At 71.8% G+C, this 17,693-nt stretch carries 18 protein-coding genes; 8 read left to right on the top strand and 10 right to left on the bottom strand.

The window, feature by feature from the left end; all coding sequences use genetic code 11:
• Positions 1 to 96 precede the first annotated feature (96 nt).
• The 3 genes from ugpC to E6U81_RS07185 all read left to right on the top strand — a co-directional run bounded on the left by ugpC (position 97) and on the right by E6U81_RS07185 (position 2,591).
• Positions 97 to 1,185 carry a sn-glycerol-3-phosphate ABC transporter ATP-binding protein UgpC gene (gene ugpC, locus E6U81_RS07175; protein WP_136229220.1) on the top strand — a complete coding sequence of 363 codons (1,089 nt, stop codon included), beginning with the start codon at positions 97 to 99 and terminating at the stop codon, positions 1,183 to 1,185.
• A gap of 205 nt (positions 1,186 to 1,390) precedes the next feature.
• Positions 1,391 to 1,804 carry a hypothetical protein gene (locus E6U81_RS07180; protein ID WP_136229221.1) on the top strand — a complete coding sequence of 138 codons (414 nt, stop codon included), beginning with the start codon at positions 1,391 to 1,393 and terminating at the stop codon, positions 1,802 to 1,804.
• 28 nt (positions 1,805 to 1,832) lie between these two features.
• The gene (locus E6U81_RS07185) at positions 1,833 to 2,591 is read left to right on the top strand and encodes a nucleotidyltransferase family protein (protein ID WP_136229222.1); all 759 of its coding nucleotides are present in this window, start codon (positions 1,833 to 1,835) and stop codon (positions 2,589 to 2,591) included.
• A 139-nt stretch (positions 2,592 to 2,730) separates the two neighbouring features.
• Here E6U81_RS07185 and E6U81_RS07190 read toward each other — a convergent pair whose 3' ends face one another.
• The 6 genes from E6U81_RS07190 to E6U81_RS07215 form a co-directional block, all read right to left on the bottom strand.
• The gene (locus E6U81_RS07190) at positions 2,731 to 4,245 is read right to left on the bottom strand and encodes a DoxX family protein (RefSeq protein WP_136229223.1); all 1,515 of its coding nucleotides are present in this window, start codon (positions 4,243 to 4,245) and stop codon (positions 2,731 to 2,733) included.
• 142 nt (positions 4,246 to 4,387) lie between these two features.
• Complete coding sequence (rlmB, locus tag E6U81_RS07195) at positions 4,388 to 5,359, bottom strand: 23S rRNA (guanosine(2251)-2'-O)-methyltransferase RlmB (RefSeq protein WP_136229224.1); 972 nt, start codon at positions 5,357 to 5,359, stop codon at positions 4,388 to 4,390.
• A 101-nt stretch (positions 5,360 to 5,460) separates the two neighbouring features.
• Positions 5,461 to 6,861, bottom strand: a complete 1,401-nt coding sequence (cysS, locus tag E6U81_RS07200; RefSeq protein ID WP_136229225.1) for a cysteine--tRNA ligase — start codon at positions 6,859 to 6,861, stop codon at positions 5,461 to 5,463.
• Positions 6,862 to 6,955: 94 nt separating this feature from the next.
• Complete coding sequence (ispF, locus tag E6U81_RS07205) at positions 6,956 to 7,495, bottom strand: 2-C-methyl-D-erythritol 2,4-cyclodiphosphate synthase (protein WP_136229226.1); 540 nt, start codon at positions 7,493 to 7,495, stop codon at positions 6,956 to 6,958.
• A complete protein-coding gene (gene ispD / locus E6U81_RS07210) occupies positions 7,485 to 8,231 on the bottom strand; it encodes a 2-C-methyl-D-erythritol 4-phosphate cytidylyltransferase (protein ID WP_136229227.1) in 747 nt (248 codons plus the stop codon). The genes ispF and ispD overlap by 11 nt, the downstream gene beginning before the upstream one ends.
• A 317-nt stretch (positions 8,232 to 8,548) precedes the next feature.
• The gene (locus E6U81_RS07215) at positions 8,549 to 9,031 is read right to left on the bottom strand and encodes a CarD family transcriptional regulator (protein ID WP_003953493.1); all 483 of its coding nucleotides are present in this window, start codon (positions 9,029 to 9,031) and stop codon (positions 8,549 to 8,551) included.
• 626 nt (positions 9,032 to 9,657) lie between these two features.
• Here E6U81_RS07215 and E6U81_RS07225 point away from each other — a divergent pair.
• Positions 9,658 to 10,347, top strand: a complete 690-nt coding sequence (locus E6U81_RS07225; RefSeq protein ID WP_136229228.1) for a DUF461 domain-containing protein — start codon at positions 9,658 to 9,660, stop codon at positions 10,345 to 10,347.
• Between the two features lie 304 nt (positions 10,348 to 10,651).
• On the opposite strand, the gene E6U81_RS07230 is transcribed toward E6U81_RS07225, so the two are convergent.
• Together E6U81_RS07230 and E6U81_RS07235 are read right to left on the bottom strand one after the other, a co-directional pair.
• A complete protein-coding gene (locus E6U81_RS07230) occupies positions 10,652 to 11,332 on the bottom strand; it encodes a response regulator transcription factor (protein WP_030387286.1) in 681 nt (226 codons plus the stop codon).
• A gap of 41 nt (positions 11,333 to 11,373) precedes the next feature.
• On the bottom strand, positions 11,374 to 12,573 hold the full coding sequence (locus E6U81_RS07235) for an ATP-binding protein (protein WP_136229229.1): 1,200 nt from the start codon (positions 12,571 to 12,573) through the stop codon (positions 11,374 to 11,376).
• A 216-nt stretch (positions 12,574 to 12,789) separates the two neighbouring features.
• On the opposite strand from E6U81_RS07235, the gene phoU reads away from it, so the two are divergent.
• Positions 12,790 to 13,467 (top strand): phosphate signaling complex protein PhoU, encoded by a 678-nt coding sequence (phoU, locus tag E6U81_RS07240; protein ID WP_030009600.1) that lies wholly within the window; start codon positions 12,790 to 12,792, stop codon positions 13,465 to 13,467.
• 150 nt (positions 13,468 to 13,617) lie between these two features.
• Positions 13,618 to 13,767 (top strand): hypothetical protein, encoded by a 150-nt coding sequence (locus tag E6U81_RS39690; RefSeq protein ID WP_167344738.1) that lies wholly within the window; start codon positions 13,618 to 13,620, stop codon positions 13,765 to 13,767.
• A 160-nt stretch (positions 13,768 to 13,927) separates the two neighbouring features.
• Here the strand turns inward: E6U81_RS39690 and E6U81_RS07245 are convergent, their stop codons facing one another.
• Positions 13,928 to 14,488 carry a TetR/AcrR family transcriptional regulator gene (locus tag E6U81_RS07245; RefSeq protein ID WP_136229230.1) on the bottom strand — a complete coding sequence of 187 codons (561 nt, stop codon included), beginning with the start codon at positions 14,486 to 14,488 and terminating at the stop codon, positions 13,928 to 13,930.
• A 95-nt stretch (positions 14,489 to 14,583) separates the two neighbouring features.
• Between E6U81_RS07245 and E6U81_RS07250 the strand changes: the two genes are divergently transcribed.
• Positions 14,584 to 15,189 (top strand): DUF2867 domain-containing protein, encoded by a 606-nt coding sequence (locus E6U81_RS07250; RefSeq protein WP_136229231.1) that lies wholly within the window; start codon positions 14,584 to 14,586, stop codon positions 15,187 to 15,189.
• A 132-nt stretch (positions 15,190 to 15,321) separates the two neighbouring features.
• On the opposite strand, the gene E6U81_RS07255 is transcribed toward E6U81_RS07250, so the two are convergent.
• A complete protein-coding gene (locus E6U81_RS07255; RefSeq protein ID WP_136229232.1) occupies positions 15,322 to 16,080 on the bottom strand; it encodes a phosphoglyceromutase in 759 nt (252 codons plus the stop codon).
• A 153-nt stretch (positions 16,081 to 16,233) separates the two neighbouring features.
• On the opposite strand from E6U81_RS07255, the gene E6U81_RS07260 reads away from it, so the two are divergent.
• The gene (locus tag E6U81_RS07260) at positions 16,234 to 17,595 is read left to right on the top strand and encodes an MFS transporter (protein WP_136229233.1); all 1,362 of its coding nucleotides are present in this window, start codon (positions 16,234 to 16,236) and stop codon (positions 17,593 to 17,595) included.
• Positions 17,596 to 17,693 lie beyond the last annotated feature (98 nt).

Raw genomic sequence — 17,693 nt, forward strand, 5'->3', positions numbered from 1 at the left:
TCGCGGCAGGTAGCGTCGGGCGGAGTCCGATTTCTGGACTAGACCTTCCACTCGGATCGTCCGGCACGTTCCTGCCGGTAGAAGGGATTCATCACCATGGCTTCTGTCACTTTCGACAAGGCGACCCGTCTGTACCCCGGCGGCGACAAGCCCGCCGTCGACCAGCTGGAGCTGAAGATCGAGGACGGCGAGTTCCTCGTCCTCGTCGGCCCCTCCGGCTGCGGCAAGTCCACCTCGCTGCGCATGCTCGCCGGCCTGGAGGACGTCAACGGCGGCGCGATCCGCATCGGTGACCGCGACGTCACCCACCTGCCGCCCAAGGACCGGGACATCGCGATGGTGTTCCAGAACTACGCGCTCTACCCGCACATGACCGTCGCCGACAACATGGGCTTCGCGCTCAAGATCGCCGGCGAGGACAAGGCCACCATCCGCAAGAAGGTGGAGGACGCGGCGAAGATGCTCGACCTCACCCAGTACCTGGACCGCAAGCCGAAGGCGCTCTCCGGCGGCCAGCGCCAGCGCGTCGCCATGGGCCGCGCGATCGTGCGCAAGCCGCAGGTGTTCCTGATGGACGAGCCGCTGTCGAACCTCGATGCCAAGCTCCGCGTGTCGACGCGTACGCAGATCGCCGCCCTCCAGCGCGACCTCGGCATCACCACCGTCTACGTCACCCACGACCAGGTCGAGGCCATGACCATGGGCGACCGGGTGGCCGTGCTCAAGGACGGTCTGCTGCAGCAGGTCGACACCCCGCGCAACATGTACGACCGCCCCGCGAACCTCTTCGTCGCCGGCTTCATCGGCTCCCCGGCCATGAACCTGGTCGAGGTCCCGATCACCGACGGCGGCGTGAAGTTCGGCGACAGCGTCGTCCCGGTGTCGCGCGCCGCGCTGTCCACCGCGGCCGACGCGGGCGACCGCACCGTCACGGTCGGCGTCCGCCCGGAGCACTTCGACGTCGCCGAGAGCGGCGGTCTGACCATCACCGTGAACGTCGTCGAGGAGCTCGGCGCCGACGGCTACGTCTACGGCTCCACCTCGGCCGCCGAGGGCTCGCAGGACCTCGTCGTCCGCGTGGGCGGCCGCCAGGTCCCGGAGAAGGGCTCCAGCCTGCACATCGTTCCGCGGGCCGACGAGATCCACGTCTTCTCGACCTCGTCCGGGCAGCGGCTGTCCGACTAGTCGTACCGGCACGGAGGTTGGAGGGGCGTCCCGTCAAGGGGCGCCCCTCCGCCGTTCGTTGCCTGAAGGCACCCCGCAGGAACCCCGGCAGACCGGGCCATTCGGGCGGCGGCGTCAACCCGGAATTCGAAAAGCCACGTCGAACCATCCCCCGACAGGGTGACTAAATGTCGCCAAATCCTCACCGAGCGCTACTCTCGCCCTCGTGACCCACACTGCCCGCCGAATCGGCCGTTCCCTCGCCCTGGTCCTGCCCGTCGTCCTGGTCCTGTCCGGGACCCTCGCGGTCACGATGGTCCCCTGGGCGGACACTTCCTCCTCCCAGCTCGTGACCGCTTCCGCCGAAGGCGTCTCCACGCCCGCGAAGCCGCGCGCCGCCCACGAGGTGCTGCGCACGCAGCTCGTCGGCGAACTGCAGCAGGGCCAGGAGCCCGACGACGTCCTGACCCACCTCCAGCAGGAGGTGAACCGCCGGCCGTCGCTCGCCGAGCACTGCGTGGGGATCGCCCGGGCGCTCGGCCGCGCCGCCGTCGAGGCGTACGGCCCGACGAAGGCCCAGTCGTTCGCCCGCCCCGTCTGCGACACCTCGTACGCCACCGGCGTCGCCTCCATGGGCTGACACGCGCGCCGTCCCTACGCTGGCCGCCATGACCGACGACCCCCGATCCGCCTCCTCCGCAGCCGCGTTCCCCGCCGCACCCACCCAGGCAGTCGTCCTGGCGGGCGGCCAGGGTTCGCGGCTGCGTCCGTACACCGACGACCGCCCGAAGCCGATGGTCGAGATCCCGGGGACCGGGCTGCCGATCATCGGACACCAGCTGGCCTGGCTGGCGGCCGAGGGGGTCACCGACGCCGTCGTCTCGTGCGGGCACCTCGCCGGGGTGCTCCAGGAGTGGCTGGCCGAGGCGCCGTTGCCGCTGCGTGTGACCACGGTGGTCGAGGAGGAGCCGCTGGGACGCGGCGGCGGACTGAAGTACGCCGCACGCCACCTCCCGGACCCCGAAGGGGCCTGGTACGCGACGAACGGCGACGTCTGGACCCGGTTCTCGCTCCGCGAGATGGCCGCCTTCCACGACGAGCGCGGGGCCGTCGCCACGCTCGCGCTGGCCCGGCCGCGGATCCCGTGGGGGGTCGTGGAGACCAACGAGTTCGGGCACGTACTGGACTTCATCGAGGCCCCGCCGTCGCCCTACCCGGTGAACGCCGGCGTGTACGTCTTCGGGCCCGAATTCGCCGCCCTGCTCCCGGATTTGGGCGACCACGAGCGCACCACCTTCCCGCGGCTGGCGCGGGAGCGGCGTCTGGCGGGCTTCCCGCTGCCCCAGGGCGCCTACTGGCGGGCGATCGACACGGCCAAGGACCTCACCGAGGCCGCACGGGAGTTGGCGGCGCAGAAGGGCCCCTGAGGCCCCGCACGGACCTCGCGGCGCCCAGCCTTCCGCCCCGGCCCCCTTCCACCGCTCTGCGCACCTCCCCGGACACACCACAGGGGCCCGGCACGCTCGCGCGTACCGGGCCCCTGTGGGCCGGCCCCTGGCGGAGGGCTCAGCCGATGAGCCCGCCGATCAGGCCGGGCTGCTTGGTCGGAGCGGTGCCGCCCCCGCGGGTGCCGCTGCCCGACGAGGAGGACGGCGACTTCGGCGCCGTCGACTGCCGGGGGGTGCTGCGCGGGGTCTGCTGCTTGCCGGTCGTGCTGCCCCGGGTCGCGGTGGGCGACTCGGAACCCGTGCCCGCCGACTCCCGGGAGGGCGCCCCCGAAGCGGTCTTCCCGGCCTTGGCGGAAGGCTCGGACGGGGAGGGCGTCGGCGAGGACTGCCGGGTGGGCTGCTGCTGCGCGGGCTGCTGCCTGGCCGGCGCCTGCGGCAGCGGACGGCCCGGCAGGTAGTTGCTGGGGGCCTCGCCGGGACCGGGGACGGTGACCACGGTGGTGGAACGGACGGCGCCGCCCAGGAGCGAGCCGACGAGCAGGGTGAGCCCGCACACCACGGTCGCCATGACGGCCCCGCGCCGCAGCACGCGCCGGCGCAGCCGCCAGACCTCGGAGCGCGGTCCGAGGGTGCGCCAGGCCTCGCCGGCCAGGCGACCGTCGAGGGAGTAGACCGGCGCGCCCGCGATGATCAGCGGGCTCCAGGCGGCGAGGTAGATGATGTCGGGCGCGTCGTAGGCCGGGACGGTCTTCCAGCTCACCGTCATCAGCAGTGCGGCGGACAGCAGCGCGCCGAAGCAGGCGGCGAACCGCTGCCACAGGCCGAAGACCGTCAGCACGCCCACGATGACCTGGAGGAAGGCCACGCTGAGGCCCGCACCGACCGGGTGAGCGAGCGCGAAGTCGCGCAGCGGCTCGGCCAGCGCCCACGGGGTCAGGGTGTGCAGCCAGGTGACCATGGAGCCGCGCTCGCCGCCGTCGAAGTAGACGGGGTCGCACAGCTTGCCCATGCCGGCGTAGATGGAGATGAAGCCGAGGAAGACGCGCAGCGGGAGCAGCACGACGCCGAGGTTCATCCGGCGGCCGGGGTAGTAGGAGGCCTGGCCGCGGTTGTCGGCGGCCGGGCGCCGGGCGTCCGGCCCGGAACCGGCCCCGGGGCCGTGCGGCTGCTCGTACGGGAGGTCCCGTACGGCGGCCAGGGGGCGGGTCTCGGCGGGGTCCCCGTAGCTGCGCTGACCGATGACGGTCGGCGTGGCCAGGGTGTCCTCGGCGAGGTCGTGGTCCAGGTCGATGCGCGGGATGACCTGGGTGGCGCCGCCGTCGTGCTCGTCGTGGCCGCGTACGGCCTGGAGCAGTCCGCCCATGGCCGCGGCGGCGTCGCCGGTGTCGGACTTGCCGCTCCAGACCACGGGGGCCCGGCGGCGGGTGGCCCCGGCGGCGGCCACCACGGCGCCGCCCAGGACGGGCGCGCGGCCGGGTGCCTTCGCGGGCTTGGAACGCGCGCTCGGGCTCGGTGCGAGCCGCACGCGGAAGCTGGCGTGGTTGACGATGACCTGTGCGGGATCGCACGGCACCTTGACCATGCTCAGCGCGGGCTGGTCGTCGAACCCTGACGTTCTGGTGTCCACACTCATCTAACCGAGTGATCAGTGTTTAGGACACTGCCTTGACATCAGGGATCTGTCCGAGACCCGTCAAGATCAAGCCACCCCGCCCTAAACGGGCGGGGTGACACGCTCACGGGTCATATGCGGTGAGCCAAGTGGATCAAGGCGATCAGGTGCGGGGCTGCGTGGCGCGGCGGCGGGCCGCCTCGTAGAGCACGACGCCCGCGGCGACACCGGCGTTGAGGGACTCGGCGCCGCCGGGCATCGGGATGCGCACGAGGTAGTCGCAGTTCTCGCCGACGAGGCGGCCGAGGCCCTTGCCCTCGGAGCCGACGACGATGACGACGGGGCCGCCCAGGGCTTCGAGTTCGTGGACCTCGTGCGTGCCTTCGGCCGCGAGACCGACGACGGTGAGGCCTTCCTTCTTGTAGTCCTGGATGGCACGGGTCAGGTTGGTGCAGCGCGAGACCGGGGTACGGGCCGCGGTGCCCGCCGACGACTTCCAGGCGCCTGCGGTCATGCTGGCGGCCCGGCGCTCGGGGACGACCACGCCGTGGCCGCCGAAGGCGGAGACGGAGCGGATGATCGCGCCGAGGTTGCGCGGGTCGGTGATGCCGTCGAGCGCGACGATGAGGGGGTCCTCGCCGTTGTCGTACGCGGCGGCGGTGAGCTCGTCCGGGAGCGCGTACTCGTAGGGCGGGACCTGGAGGACCAGGCCCTGGTGGTTGAGCCCGTTGGTCAGCCGGTCGAGCTCGGGGCGCGGGGCTTCCATCAGGTTGATGTTGCCGCGCTCGGCCGCGAGCTGGAGGGCCTCGCGGACGCGCTCGTCGTTGTCGATGAACTGCTGGACATAGAGCGTCGTGGCCGGGACACCGTCGCGCAGCGCCTCGAAGACCGGGTTGCGGCCGACGACCATCTCGCTGGTGCCCTTGGGGCCGCCGCGGCGGGGGGCCGGGCGGCGCTTGGCGGCCTGGCGGGCCATGGCGTTGGCGATGCGGTTCGCCTTGTGCTTCTTGCGGTCCTCGGCCTTGGGCGTGGGGCCCTTGCCTTCCAGGCCCTTGCGCCGCTGGCCACCGCTGCCGACCGTGGCGCCCTTCTTGTTGGACGTGCGGCGGTTCCTGCGCTGGCTGTTCCCGGCCATGACCTCTACCTGTTTTCGTTGATGCTGCGATATGTACGTATGAAGAGTGTGCCGCCCGGGAGGCCGGGCGGCACAGTCGGACTGCTCCGGGCGGCGACGGCTCAGCGGGGGCCGAGCGTCCAGCGCGGACCCGTCGGGCTGTCCTCGATGACCAGACCGGACTGCTGGAGCTGGTCGCGGATGGCGTCGGCGGTCGCCCAGTCCTTGCGTGCGCGGGCGGACTCGCGCTGCTCCAGGACCAGGCGCACGAGGGTGTCGACGGCGCCGTGGAGGTCCTCTCCGCGGTCGGCCTCGCCGGCCCAGTGCGGGTCGAGCGGGTCCAGACCGAGGACGCCCAGCATGGCCCGCACCTCGGACAGGCGCGCGATGGCGCCGTCCTTGTCGTCGGCGGCGAGCGCGCTGTTGCCCTGGCGGACGGTGGTGTGGACGATGGCGAGCGCCTGCGGGACACCGAGGTCGTCGTCCATGGCCTCGGCGAAGGCGGGCGGTACCTCCTCCGCGGCCTCGACGGGGCCGCCGGCCTTCTCCACCACGCGCTGGATGAAGCCCTCGATGCGGGCGAAGGCCGACTCGGCCTCGCGCAGCGCCTCCTCGCTGTACTCGATCATCGACCGGTAGTGCGGGGTGCCGAGGTAGTAGCGCAGGACGATCGGGCGCCACTGCTTGACCATCTCGGAGACGAGGACCGAGTTCCCGAGGGACTTGGACATCTTCTCGCCGGCCATGGTGACCCAGGCGTTGTGGACCCAGTAGTTCGCGAACGCGTCTCCGAAGGCCTTGGCCTGGGCGATCTCGTTCTCGTGGTGCGGGAAGATCAGGTCGAGCCCGCCGCCGTGGATGTCGAAGGCCTCGCCGAGGTACTTGTGCGCCATGGCGGAGCATTCGAGGTGCCAGCCCGGACGGCCGCGGCCCCACGGGGTCTCCCAGGAGGGCTCGCCCGGCTTGACGGACTTCCACATGGCGAAGTCGCGGGGGTCGCGCTTGCCCGTCTCGCCCTCGCCGGAGGGCTGGAGCAGGTTGTCGAGCTCCTGGTTGGACAGGCTCAGGTAGCCGGGGAAGGAGCGCACGTCGAAGTAGACGTTGCCGTCGGCCTCGTAGGCGTGGCCGCGCTCGATCAGGCCGCGCATCATCTCGATCATCTCGGGGATGTGGCCCGTGGCGCGCGGCTCGTAGGTGGGCCGCAGGCAGCCGAGGGCGTCGTACCCGTTGTTGAAGGCCTGCTCGTTGTCGTAGCCGATGGACCACCAGGGGCGGCCCTGCTCGGCCGACTTCGTGATGATCTTGTCGTCGATGTCGGTGACGTTGCGGATGAAGGTGACGTCGTAGCCGCGGTACGCGAACCAGCGGCGCATCATGTCGAAGTTGAGGCCCGACCGGATGTGCCCGATGTGCGGAGCCGCCTGCACGGTGGCGCCACAGAGGTAGATCGAGACGCAGCCCGGAACGAGCGGGATGAAGTCGCGGATCTGCCGGGCGCTGGTGTCGTACAGGCGAATAGTCACGGCATCCAGGGTAGTGCGCCTGTAGCAGTGCCCCGCGACCTTTGGGGGCGCGGGGCCGCTTTGGTTGCCGAAGATGTGCCGTCCCCCCGGGCGTTCAGGCCCGGTTCGTCCGGTACACGAGGGCGGTGGCGATCGCGGCGAGGCCCTCGGCCCGGCCGGTGAGGCCCAGTCCGTCGGTCGTGGTGCCCGATACGGAGACGGGGGCGCCCGCGGCGGCCGCGAGCGCCTTCTGTGCCTCTTCGCGCCGCTTGCCGATCTTCGGGCGTACGCCGATCACCTGGATGGCGATGTTGCCGATCTCGAAGCCCTCCGCGCGCACGATCCGGGCGGCCTCCGCGAGGAGGGTGGTGCCGGCGGCGCCGGACCACTCGGGGCGGGAGGTGCCGAAGTGCGCGCCGAGGTCGCCGACTCCGGCGGCCGAGAAGAGGGCGTCGCAGGCGGCGTGCGCGGCGACGTCGCCGTCGGAGTGCCCGGCGAGACCGTCCTCCCCCTCCCAGAGCAGGCCGGCGCACCACAGTTCGCGGCCGGTCTCGAAGGCGTGCACGTCGGTGCCGATCCCGACGAGCGGGATCAGCGGGACGTGCGAGGCGTCCGAGGCGTGCGAGGCGTGCGGGGCGTCGGTGCTAGAACCCATCGTTGGCCCTCCTGCGGGCGAGTACGGCCTCTGCGAGGACCAGGTCGAGCGGTCGGGTGACCTTGAAGGCCTCTTCGTGTCCCGGGATCACCACGACGGGGACGCCGAGGCGCTCCACCATGCCGGCGTCGTCGGTGGCGCCCTCGCCGGCGACGGCGATCGCGGCGTGCGCCTCCAGGAGCGTGGCGAGGTCGAACCCCTGCGGGGTCTGCACGGCGCGCAGCCGGGCCCGTTCGGGCGTGGCGACGACCGGCTCGGGCTCGCCCGGCCTGCCGGGCTCGACCTCCTTGACGGTGTCGGCCAGCGGGAGCGCGGGCACCACGGCGCGGGCGCCGTCGCGGACGGCCTCGACGACGGCGTCCACGGTGTCCACGGGGACGAGCGGGCGGGCCGCGTCGTGGATGAGTACGGAGGTGACGTCCTGCGGCAGCACGTCCAGGCCGGCCCGTACGGACTCCTGGCGGGTCTCCCCGCCGGGCACGACGAGCACCTCGGTGCGCTCGGGCAGCGCGTGCTCGCCCAGCAGGAGGCGTACCTCGGCCGCTTCCGCGGCGGGGGCGACGACCACCACGACGGACACCGCTCGGGAGCGGGCCATCGCGCGGACGGCGTGGACGAGCATCGGGGTGCCGCCGAGGGCCCGCAGGGCCTTGGGCGCGCCGGGACCGAGGCGTACGCCGCGGCCGGCGGCCGGGATCACCGCGGCCGTGCGGCGGGGGCGCGTTTCGTCAGACATCAGTAGCTCCGAGCCAGGTTTCCGAGCCAGGTTTGTGACTTCGGCCGACATGGGTATGGCCTGAAGGGTGCCGGGTGCGACGCCCCTCGCCCCTTCCGTGACGACCGGTCGAGCAGGCCGCCCGGACCCGGCACGCCAGTGGGAAGTACGCGTACGGATCACGATGACGGGTACGAGTGGGCGAGGGGTGCGGTCAGCAGGCACGGATAGCACGGATACAGACATGCCGCAGCGCCCGGCAACAGGCCTCTCGTGGAGGAGGGACCTTGTCATCGGGCACCGCGGCAAGCTGTGCACACCGTGCACGGGGCCTCGCGTCAGGACGCGAGAACCTCGTCGAGGAGGGCCTCGGCCTTGTCCTCGTTCGTGTTTTCAGCGAGCGCGAGCTCGCTGACCAGGATCTGGCGCGCCTTCGCGAGCATGCGCTTCTCGCCCGCGGAGAGCCCGCGCTCGCGCTCACGACGCCACAGGTCACGCACCACTTCGGCGACCTTGATGACATCGCCAGAAGCGAGCTTCTCCAGATTTGCCTTGTAGCGCCGGGACCAGTTCGTCGGCTCTTCTGCATACGGTGCACGAAGCACCTCGAAGACCCGGTCCAGCCCGTCCTGGCCGACTACGTCGCGAACGCCGACGAACTCCGCATTGTCCGCAGGCACACGAACCGTCAGGTCGCCCTGGGCGACCTTGAGCACCAAGTAGGTCTTGTCCACGCCTTTGATCTGGCGAGTCTCAATGGCCTCGATCAGCGCGGCCCCGTGATGGGGATAGACCACGGTGTCGCCAACCTTGAACGTCATGTGACAGGTACCCCTTCCGTGGCTATCCAGGGTAACACGAGAACTGACTGTTATGAATGGCGTTTTCGCAGGTCAGGGCACATCTCGGGGCTTGACAACAGCAACAGGAACGTGCTGCGGAAGGCTTCCGGAAGGGGGTATTCGCAGGTCGGGGGCGCTGCGCGGACCGGGCGAAAGGGCCACGCTACACCTGCTCCACACCCCCACCAGTGTGACGTACGTCCCGTTTTGCCGGGTTGAGAGTCGCGAAACCCAACTGCTCCGTTCGGCTGGCGAGCACCCGTACGGGAGCCGGTTCCGGCCCAATCCGGAATTGATCACCGAGTGGCGTTCGGGGAATCCCGGAATTGATCAACGGACGGCGGTCGCACGATATGCGAGCGCCACATGATCGGCGAGGGGAACGGCAAGGTGAACCCCGGGGGGAATGCAAGATCGAGGACCACCCCCACGGCGGCGGCCCCCCTGCGGAGGGTCGGGTGCGGGGGCGGGGCGGCGGCTCGGTAACCTAAGCGCGCTGACACACCCTTAGAGCGGCTTCGCCTCGGCCTCTCCGGGGGTACCTCCCAGCGGTTGCCGGGAGAGCCCACCCTTCCGTTCCGTTCGTCCAAGGAGTTGCCGCCGCCGTGAGCCGCAGCCTTCGACGCGGCGCCCTCGCCGCCACTGCCGTCGTGTTCTCGATCGCCTCGCTGGCCGCATGCGGTGCGGGCAACGACGCGCAGACTCTCCAGATCAAGCCGGACAATGCCGCCGCCACCAAGGGCGACATCGAGATCCAGAACGCTCTGGTGATCACCCAGGGCGAGAAGGACAAGAAGGGCCCGGCCGTCGTCTCGGCGACCGTCTTCAACAACGGGACCAAGGCACAGACGCTTGACGGCATCACCCTTGCGGATGGCAAGGGCAAGGTCGTGCTGAAGCCGGCTGGAGGCGCCGGCAAGATCACCGTGCCGGCCGGCGGCTCCGTGGTGCTCGGCGGCAAGGACAACGCCTCCGCCGTGATCGAGAACGGCTCCGAGGCCGCCAAGAACGGCGACGTGCAGAAGGTCGTCTTCCAGCTGAGCAGCACGGGCGGCGTCGAGCTGCAGGCCTTCGTGGTCCCGGCCGTCGGCATGTACGCGGGCTTCGGCCCGTCCGCGGCCCCCGCCCCGGCCGGCAGCCCGTCCGGCAGCCCCTCGGGCACGCCGTCGGGCTCCCCGTCCGGCTCCCCGTCCGGCTCCCCGGCGGGTGCGGCCTCCGGCAGCCCGTCCGGGTCCCCCTCGGGCGCCGCGGGCGCGTCGCCGTCGGGCTCCGCCTCGCACGCCGCGGGCCACTGACGCACGCCGTACGCGTACGCACACGGGAAGGGCCCCGTCCGCAGCTGCGGACGGGGCCCTTCCCGTGCGGATCCACGCTGCGCCGGCCTCCGACCGGCCGCCGTGGCAGCGCCTCGATCCCGGCCTACGGCTCGAACTTGTAGCCCAAACCGCGAACCGTGACCAGGTAGCGCGGCGCGCCCGGGTCCGGCTCGAACCCCTCCCACGTGCGCCCCTCGCACGACGAGGCCCCGGGGGGCCTCACCGGCTTCGGCACGCTGCGCCGGCCTCCGACCGGCCGCCGTGGCAGCGCCTCGATCCCGGCCTACGGCTCGAACTTGTAGCCCAAACCGCGAACCGTGACCAGGTAGCGCGGCGCGCCCGGGTCCGGCTCGATCTTGGCGCGCAGCCGCTTGACGTGGACGTCGAGGGTCTTGGTGTCGCCGACGTAGTCGGCGCCCCAGACCCGGTCGATCAGCTGCATGCGGGTCAGCACGCGGCCCGCGTTGCGCAGCAGCATCTCCAGCAGGTCGAACTCCTTCAGCGGGAGGTCCACCTTGCCGCCGGCGACGGTGACCACGTGGCGGTCGACGTCCATCCGTACGGGGCCCGCCTCCAGGGCCGCCGGGGTGACCTCCTCCGGCTCGCCGCGGCGGCGCAGGACCGCGCGGATGCGGGCGACCAGCTCCCGCGAGGAGAAGGGCTTGGTGACGTAGTCGTCAGCTCCTATCTCCAGCCCGACGACCTTGTCGATCTCGCTGTCCTTGGCGGTCACCATGATCACGGGCACGTTGGAGCGGCCCCGCAGCTGCCGGCAGACCTCGGTGCCGGGCAGGCCGGGGAGCATCAGGTCGAGGAGGACGAGGTCGGCGCCGTTGCGCTCGAACTCGTCGAGCCCGTCGGGGCCGGTCGCCGCGATGGCGACCTCGAAGCCCTCCTTGCGGAGCATGTAGGACAGGGCGTCGCTGAAGGATTCCTCATCCTCGACGACGAGCACTCGGGTCACGGAAGGACCTCCGGGGCAGGGATGGCTGGAGCGGTTCTGGTTCAGGCTGGGGTCGGGTGGGTGCGGGGGGCGGCCGCCGGGGACGACGCGGCCGCTTCGGGGAGTCGCAGGGTGAAAGTGGAGCCCTGGCCCTCCGAGCTCCACACCGACACCTCCCCACCGTGCGAGGCCGCCACGTGCTTCACGATCGCAAGGCCGAGGCCGGTGCCTCCCGTGGCGCGGGAGCGGGCCGGGTCCACACGGTAGAAGCGCTCGAAGACGCGCTCGCGGTCCTTCTCCGGGATGCCGATGCCCTGGTCGGTCACGGCGATCTCGATCAAGTCTCCCCCGGGAGCCGTCACCCGGCGCGCGGCTATACCGACGCGTGTGCGGGCGGGACTGTAGTTGACGGCGTTCTCGACGAGGTTGCCGAGGGCGGCCGCCAGCTGGCCCCGGTGCCCCCATACCCGCAGGTCGGCGGTGCCGCCGGCGGCCATGGTGATCTGCTTGGCGGTGGCCGTGTGGCGGCAGCGGTCGATGGCCTCCGCCACCAGCGTGTCCACCCGTACGGGCTCGGCGTCCTCCAGGGCCTCGTCGTTCTGCACCCGGGAGAGGTCGATGAGCTCCTGCACGAGGTTGATCAGCCGGGTGGACTCGATCTGCATCCGGCCCGCGAAGCGGGTGACCGCCTCGGGGTCGTCGGCCGCGTCCATGACGGCCTCGGACAGCAGGGAGATCGCCCCGACCGGGGTCTTCAGCTCGTGGGACACGTTGGCCACGAAGTCGCGGCGCACGGCCTCGATGCGGCGGGCCTCGGTGAGGTCCTCGACCAGGAGGAGCACCAGGCGGGAGCCGAGCGGGGCGACGCGCGCCGAAACCGCGAGGGCCTCGCCCCGGCCCGTGCCGCGGCGGGGCAGGTCCAGCTCGACCTGGCGTATCTCCCCGTCCCGGCGGGTGTCGCGGGCCATGTGGAGCATGGGCTCCACGGCCAGCTTGCCGCCGCGTACGAGCCCGAGGGCGTAGGCGGCGGACGAGGCCTTGACGACGGCGTCGCCCTCGTCGAGGACCACGGCGGAGGAGCGGAGCACGGACAGCACGGTGTCCACGCCGGGCGGCAGCACCGCGTTGATGTCGGGGCGCATGGAGCTCCGGGTGGGGCGGGCCTGGTCGCGCTCGCTCCAGCGGAACGCCAGCATCGCGATGACGCCGGTGCAAAGACCGGCGATCGCTGCAGCTGCGGCGACCGCCGCGTTCACGTCCATGGATCCAGGTTAAGCAGGCGCGACGACACTTCCACAGCCGTTCGGGTGGCACCTCGAACAGTCGTCGCCCAGAGTTCACCCTGGCGACGGGGTTGATTCACTTGTGGTGCCGGAGTCGGACGCGTTTGCGGCTCACCGTGTCAACGTGGGGCAGCAGGCCGCCCCGGCCCGCCCCGGGCATCACCGCAGCAGTAGGTCGAGAGAGGGACACGAGACATGCGCGACGCGTACCACGAGGAACTGGACTCGATCGGAGAAGGCCTGGTCGAGATGGCCCGGCTCGTCGGTTCCGCGATCGGGCGAGCCACGACGTCCATGCTCGATGCCGACCTCAAGCTCGCCGAGAGCGTCATCGCCGCCGACCAGAAGGTCGACGACCTCCAGCACGACCTGGAGGCCCGTGCCATCGCGCTGCTGGCCCGCCAGCAGCCCGTCGCCACCGATCTGCGCATCGTCGTGACCTCGCTGCGCATGAGCGCGGACCTGGAGCGCAGCGGCGACCTGGCCCAGCACGTCGCCAAACTCGCCCGGCTGCGCTTCCCGGACCGTGCCGTCCCGCGGGACCTGCACGCCACGATCCTGGAGATGGGGCAGCTCGCGCAGCGCCTGATGGCGAAGGCGGCCGAGGTCATCATCACGAAGGACGTCGACCTGGCGCTCCAGCTGGAGCAGGACGACGACGAGATGGACCAGCTGCACCGGACGCTGTTCCAGCACCTGATGGACGACCGCTGGAAGCACGGCATCGAGACGGCGGTGGACGTGACGCTGCTCGGCCGCTACTACGAGCGCTTCGCGGACCACGCGGTGTCGGTGGCCAAGCGCGTGGTCTACCTGGTGACGGGTGAGCACGCGGACGACCTCCAGCAGCCCACCCAGGTCGAGGGCGTCTGACGCCGCGTGCGGGCGTGCGACGGCGCCGAGCCACTTCGAGCTCCCGTGCGCCGTTGACGCGCCGGTGCGGCTGGGCATGAATGAGGGCGAGGGCGGTCAGTCGCACGAAGTCCCGTATGCCGCGGGGCACCGCCTTGCCGAGGAGGAACCATGCCCGATTCCCCCGTCCCCATCACCCCGGAGCAGGAGCAGCCGCCGAGGCCCGAGCCGCTGCGGCTCCCGTTGCTCGCGGCCTGTGGCTGCGGCTCCGGCTGCGGCTGCGGCTGCCAGTCCGGTGCCCCCTGCCAGTGCGGCGGCTGACCGGGGCCACCCGGTTCGCCACCCCGCTGCCGCACGTCACCGCACCCGGTGCGACGAGAGGCCCCCTGCCCGCGGACATCCCGCAGGCGGGGGGCCTTTCTCCGCAGGGCGCGGAGCGGGCACCCGGGAGCGGGGAGCGCGGACCGGACGGCCCGCAGCCTCACCTCAAGAGCCATTTCCGGGTCAGCTCCATGACCTCCGCACGGCTGCGACCGCCGTGGTCGGCGGCGATGAAGTGGGAGCCGATCCGCAGCGAGAAGGTGATCAGGGAGCGGACCTCGACGTCGTCCTCGTCCACGCAGAAGGCGCGGAACAGGGAGCGCAGGTACTCCATGCGCCGGCTGTCCGCGCGGCGCAGCCGCGCGGCGACGGTCTCGTCGCGCCGGGCCCAGTCGCGGATGGCCAGGTCGGCGTCGACACCGACCACCGGCCCCTCCTCGTAGGAGGCGACGATCGTGAACAGCCGCTCCAGCCTGGCCCTGGCGTCTCCCCCGCCGCTCTCGACCAGCTCGATCACCGCCTCGGAGACCTCGCGCTCCCAGGTGTCGAGCATCTCGGCGAGCAGTGCGCCCCGGCTGCCGAAGTATCCGTAGAAGCCGCCCTTGCTGACGCCGAGCGCCTGCGCGAGCACCTCGACGCGGACGGCCTCCGGACCGCCGGCGGCCAGCGCCCGCAGCCCTTCCTCGATCCACTTGCCGCGCGGTGTGCGGGTCGCGCCCATGGTGTGTCCCTCCTCACGCACCTCCGTCTATACGGTGCCGTATAGGTGAGTGCTAGCCTCGATCTATACGGCATCGTATAGACAGGGGCTTGCTCATGAGACTCCCCAGAACCGCGCACACCTCCCGTCCGTGGCGGATCCACGAGATCGCCGCCGACTTCCGGGTCGAGGACGTGTGGGCGCTCCCGACCCCGGGCGGTCCGGACGACCTCGCGCGACTGGTACGCCAGTTCGCGCGGGACACGGGGGACCCCGTCCCCTCCCGCGTGGGGCGCGCGCTCTTCGCGATCCGGTGGAAGCTGGGCGCGCTGCTCGGCTGGGACGCGCCCGCCGACGGGCTCCGCTCCCGGGTGCCGACGCTCCGCGACCGGCTGCCGGCGGACCTCCGCGCGGGCGACCGCGGACCCGACCTCCCGTCGCTGCCGTTCACGTCCGTCTACCAGACGCACGACGAGTGGGCGGCGGAGACGGCGAACAAGACGATGCACGGGGTGCTGCACATCGGCTGGGTCCAGGACGCGAACGGCGGCCACCACGGCCAGATGACCGTCCTGGTGAAGCCCAACGGCCTCCTGGGCGCGGCCTACATGCTGGCCATCAAGCCCTTCCGCTACCTGGGCGTCTACCCGGCCCTCATCCGCTCGATCGGCGCGGAGTGGCAGAAGACCGCGCCGACGCCCGCGCCGCCCACCCCGAACTGACCACCCGCGAATCCGACCGGTCGGACCACACCAGGACCGGGACCGGCACCGGCACCGGCACCGGCACCGGGCAGACGAAAGCTCCCGACCCGCACCGCACGCGCAGGTCAGGAGCTTTCTCGTACGTCAGGGTTACTTCTTGCCCTGGTTCTTGACGGCCTCGATGGCGGCCGCGGCCGCGGCCGGGTCGAGGTAGGTGCCGCCCGGGTTGAGGGGCTTGAAGTTCTCGTCCAGCTCGTAGACGAGCGGGATGCCGGTCGGGATGTTCAGGCCCGTGATGTCGGCGTCCGAGATGCCGTCGAGGTGCTTGACCAGACCGCGCAGCGAGTTGCCGTGGGCGGCCACCAGGACCGTGCGGCCCGCGAGCAGGTCCGGGACGATGCCGTCGTACCAGTACGGCAGCATGCGCTCGACGACGTCCTTGAGGCACTCGGTGCGCGGACGCAGCTCGTTCGGGATCGACGCGTAGCGCGGGTCCTCGGACTGCGAGAACTCCGTACCGTCCTCGAGCACCGGCGGCGGGGTGTCGTAGGAGCGGCGCCACAGCATGAACTGCTCCTCGCCGAACTCCGCGAGGGTCTGTGCCTTGTCCTTGCCCTGCAGCGCGCCGTAGTGGCGCTCGTTCAGGCGCCAGGAGCGGTGCACCGGGATCCAGTGGCGGTCCGCGGACTCGAGCGCGAGCTGCGCGGTGCGGATGGCGCGCTTCTGGAGGGAGGTGTGCAGAACGTCGGGCAGCAGGCCGGCGTCCTTGAGCAGCTCACCGCCGCGGACCGCCTCCTTCTCGCCCTTCTCGGTGAGGTTGACGTCCACCCAGCCGGTGAACAGGTTCTTCGCGTTCCATTCGCTCTCGCCGTGGCGGAGGAGGATCAGCTTGTACGGTGCGTCGGCCATGCGTACGAGCCTAGTGGACGCGCGGGCGCGCTCGCGCGCGGTGTGGGGCGGGCGACGATTGACGGTCCCGGTCAATTGACTGGCGCCCCGAGCCCCCGCCCTCGCAATGTGCACCTCGCCATAGCGACGCTTACACCCTCGGGGGGATCAGGTATGTCCGCTGCCAGTCTGAGACGGGCCGCCCGGGAGAGCGTCTCGGGTCTGCCCCGAGCGTTCTGGTGGCTCTGGACGAGCACCCTGGTGAACCGGCTCGGCGCTTTCGTCGCGACCTTCATGACCTTGTACCTGACCCTGGACCGGGGGTACTCGGCCTCCTTCGCGGGACTCGTGGTCGCCCTGCACGGACTGGGCGGCGTGATCTCCTCGCTCGTCGCGGGCGTGATGACCGACCGGCTGGGGCGGCGCCCCACGCTGCTGGCGGCCCAGGCCTCGACCGCCTTCTCGGTGGCGCTGCTGGGCTTCATGGAACACCCGGCGGCGATCGCGGCGGTGGCCCTGCTGGTCGGCATGACCTCGAACGCCTCCCGCCCGGCGGTCGCGGCGATGATGGCGGACATCGTCCGTCCCGAGGACCGCGTGCGGGCCTTCGCGCTCAACTACTGGGCCATCAACCTCGGCTTCGGCGTCAGCGCGGCCGCGGCCGGCCTGATCGCCGAGTACAGCTACCTGGCCGGCTTCCTGGGCGAAGCGGCCCTCACGCTGGCCTGCGCCGTGCTCGTGTACGTCAAGCTGCCCGAGTCCCGGCCGCAGCGCGGGGCCGACGGATCCGGCGCCGGCGGCGGGCCCGGCGCGTCCTCGGACAAGAGCGGCGGGGAGCCGGAGATCGGGCTCGGGTCCGTGCTGCGGGACGGGCGGTTCATGGGCGTGGTCGGCCTGTCGTTCCTGATCTCGCTGATCTTTACGCAGGGGTCGGTCGGCCTGCCGGTCGCGATGGGCTCCGCCGGGTTCTCGCCCGGGGACTACGGGCTCGTGATCGCCGTGAACGGCTTCCTGATCGTCGTCCTGCAGATCCCCGTCACCCGCCTCATCGAGCACCGCGACCCGCAGAAGCTGCTGGTGGTCTCGGCGCTGCTGGCCGGCTACGGCTTCGCGCTGACGGCCTTCGCCGGACCGGTGTGGGCGTACGCGCTGACGGTGTGCGTGTGGACCCTCGCCGAGATCGTCAACTCACCGACCCAGATGGGCCTGGTCGTACGGCTCTCGCCGGTGCACGGGCGCGGGCGCTACCAGGGCGTCTACACGATGTCCTGGGCGGTGGCCGCGCTGGTGGCGCCGCTGATGGCCGGCTTCATGATCGACCGGTGGGGCGCGGACTGGCTGTGGGCGACCACCGGCGTGCTCGGCACGGTGGCGGCGGTCGGCTACTGGCTGCTCATGCGGGGGCTCTCCGAGGGTGGGAGGGAGACGACCCCGGCGGCGGCAGGCGGCGGCGAACCGAAGGCGGGCCAGCCGCTGCCCACCGCACCGGTTCCGCCCGAGTCGCTCCCCACCCCGGGCCCGGTCGCGACGAACTGACCACCCGGGGCCGCAGGTCGCCTGCCGGAGCCCCGAGCCGGGCCGGGCACAGGCCGGGGCCGGGCCGGGCGGCGCCAGGGCGAACCAGGCGTGCACGA

The organism is Streptomyces sp. A0592, assembly GCF_004795115.1.
Lineage (GTDB): Bacteria > Actinomycetota > Actinomycetes > Streptomycetales > Streptomycetaceae > Streptomyces > Streptomyces erythrochromogenes.

What these genes read in the sequence shown, in the direction of transcription:
- ugpC (WP_136229220.1), top strand. Translation starts at nt 97, where the DNA reads ATGGCTTCTGTCACTTTCGACAAGGCGACCCGTCTGTACCCCGGCGGC.
- E6U81_RS07185 (WP_136229222.1), top strand. Translation starts at nt 1,833, where the DNA reads ATGACCGACGACCCCCGATCCGCCTCCTCCGCAGCCGCGTTCCCCGCC.
- E6U81_RS07190 (WP_136229223.1), bottom strand. Translation starts at nt 4,245, where the DNA reads ATGAGTGTGGACACCAGAACGTCAGGGTTCGACGACCAGCCCGCGCTG.
- rlmB (WP_136229224.1), bottom strand. Translation starts at nt 5,359, where the DNA reads ATGGCCGGGAACAGCCAGCGCAGGAACCGCCGCACGTCCAACAAGAAG.
- ispF (WP_136229226.1), bottom strand. Translation starts at nt 7,495, where the DNA reads ATGGGTTCTAGCACCGACGCCCCGCACGCCTCGCACGCCTCGGACGCC.
- ispD (WP_136229227.1), bottom strand. Translation starts at nt 8,231, where the DNA reads ATGTCTGACGAAACGCGCCCCCGCCGCACGGCCGCGGTGATCCCGGCC.
- E6U81_RS07215 (WP_003953493.1), bottom strand. Translation starts at nt 9,031, where the DNA reads ATGACGTTCAAGGTTGGCGACACCGTGGTCTATCCCCATCACGGGGCC.
- E6U81_RS07235 (WP_136229229.1), bottom strand. Translation starts at nt 12,573, where the DNA reads ATGGACGTGAACGCGGCGGTCGCCGCAGCTGCAGCGATCGCCGGTCTT.
- phoU (WP_030009600.1), top strand. Translation starts at nt 12,790, where the DNA reads ATGCGCGACGCGTACCACGAGGAACTGGACTCGATCGGAGAAGGCCTG.
- E6U81_RS39690 (WP_167344738.1), top strand. Translation starts at nt 13,618, where the DNA reads ATGCCCGATTCCCCCGTCCCCATCACCCCGGAGCAGGAGCAGCCGCCG.
- E6U81_RS07245 (WP_136229230.1), bottom strand. Translation starts at nt 14,488, where the DNA reads ATGGGCGCGACCCGCACACCGCGCGGCAAGTGGATCGAGGAAGGGCTG.
- E6U81_RS07250 (WP_136229231.1), top strand. Translation starts at nt 14,584, where the DNA reads ATGAGACTCCCCAGAACCGCGCACACCTCCCGTCCGTGGCGGATCCAC.
- E6U81_RS07255 (WP_136229232.1), bottom strand. Translation starts at nt 16,080, where the DNA reads ATGGCCGACGCACCGTACAAGCTGATCCTCCTCCGCCACGGCGAGAGC.
- E6U81_RS07260 (WP_136229233.1), top strand. Translation starts at nt 16,234, where the DNA reads ATGTCCGCTGCCAGTCTGAGACGGGCCGCCCGGGAGAGCGTCTCGGGT.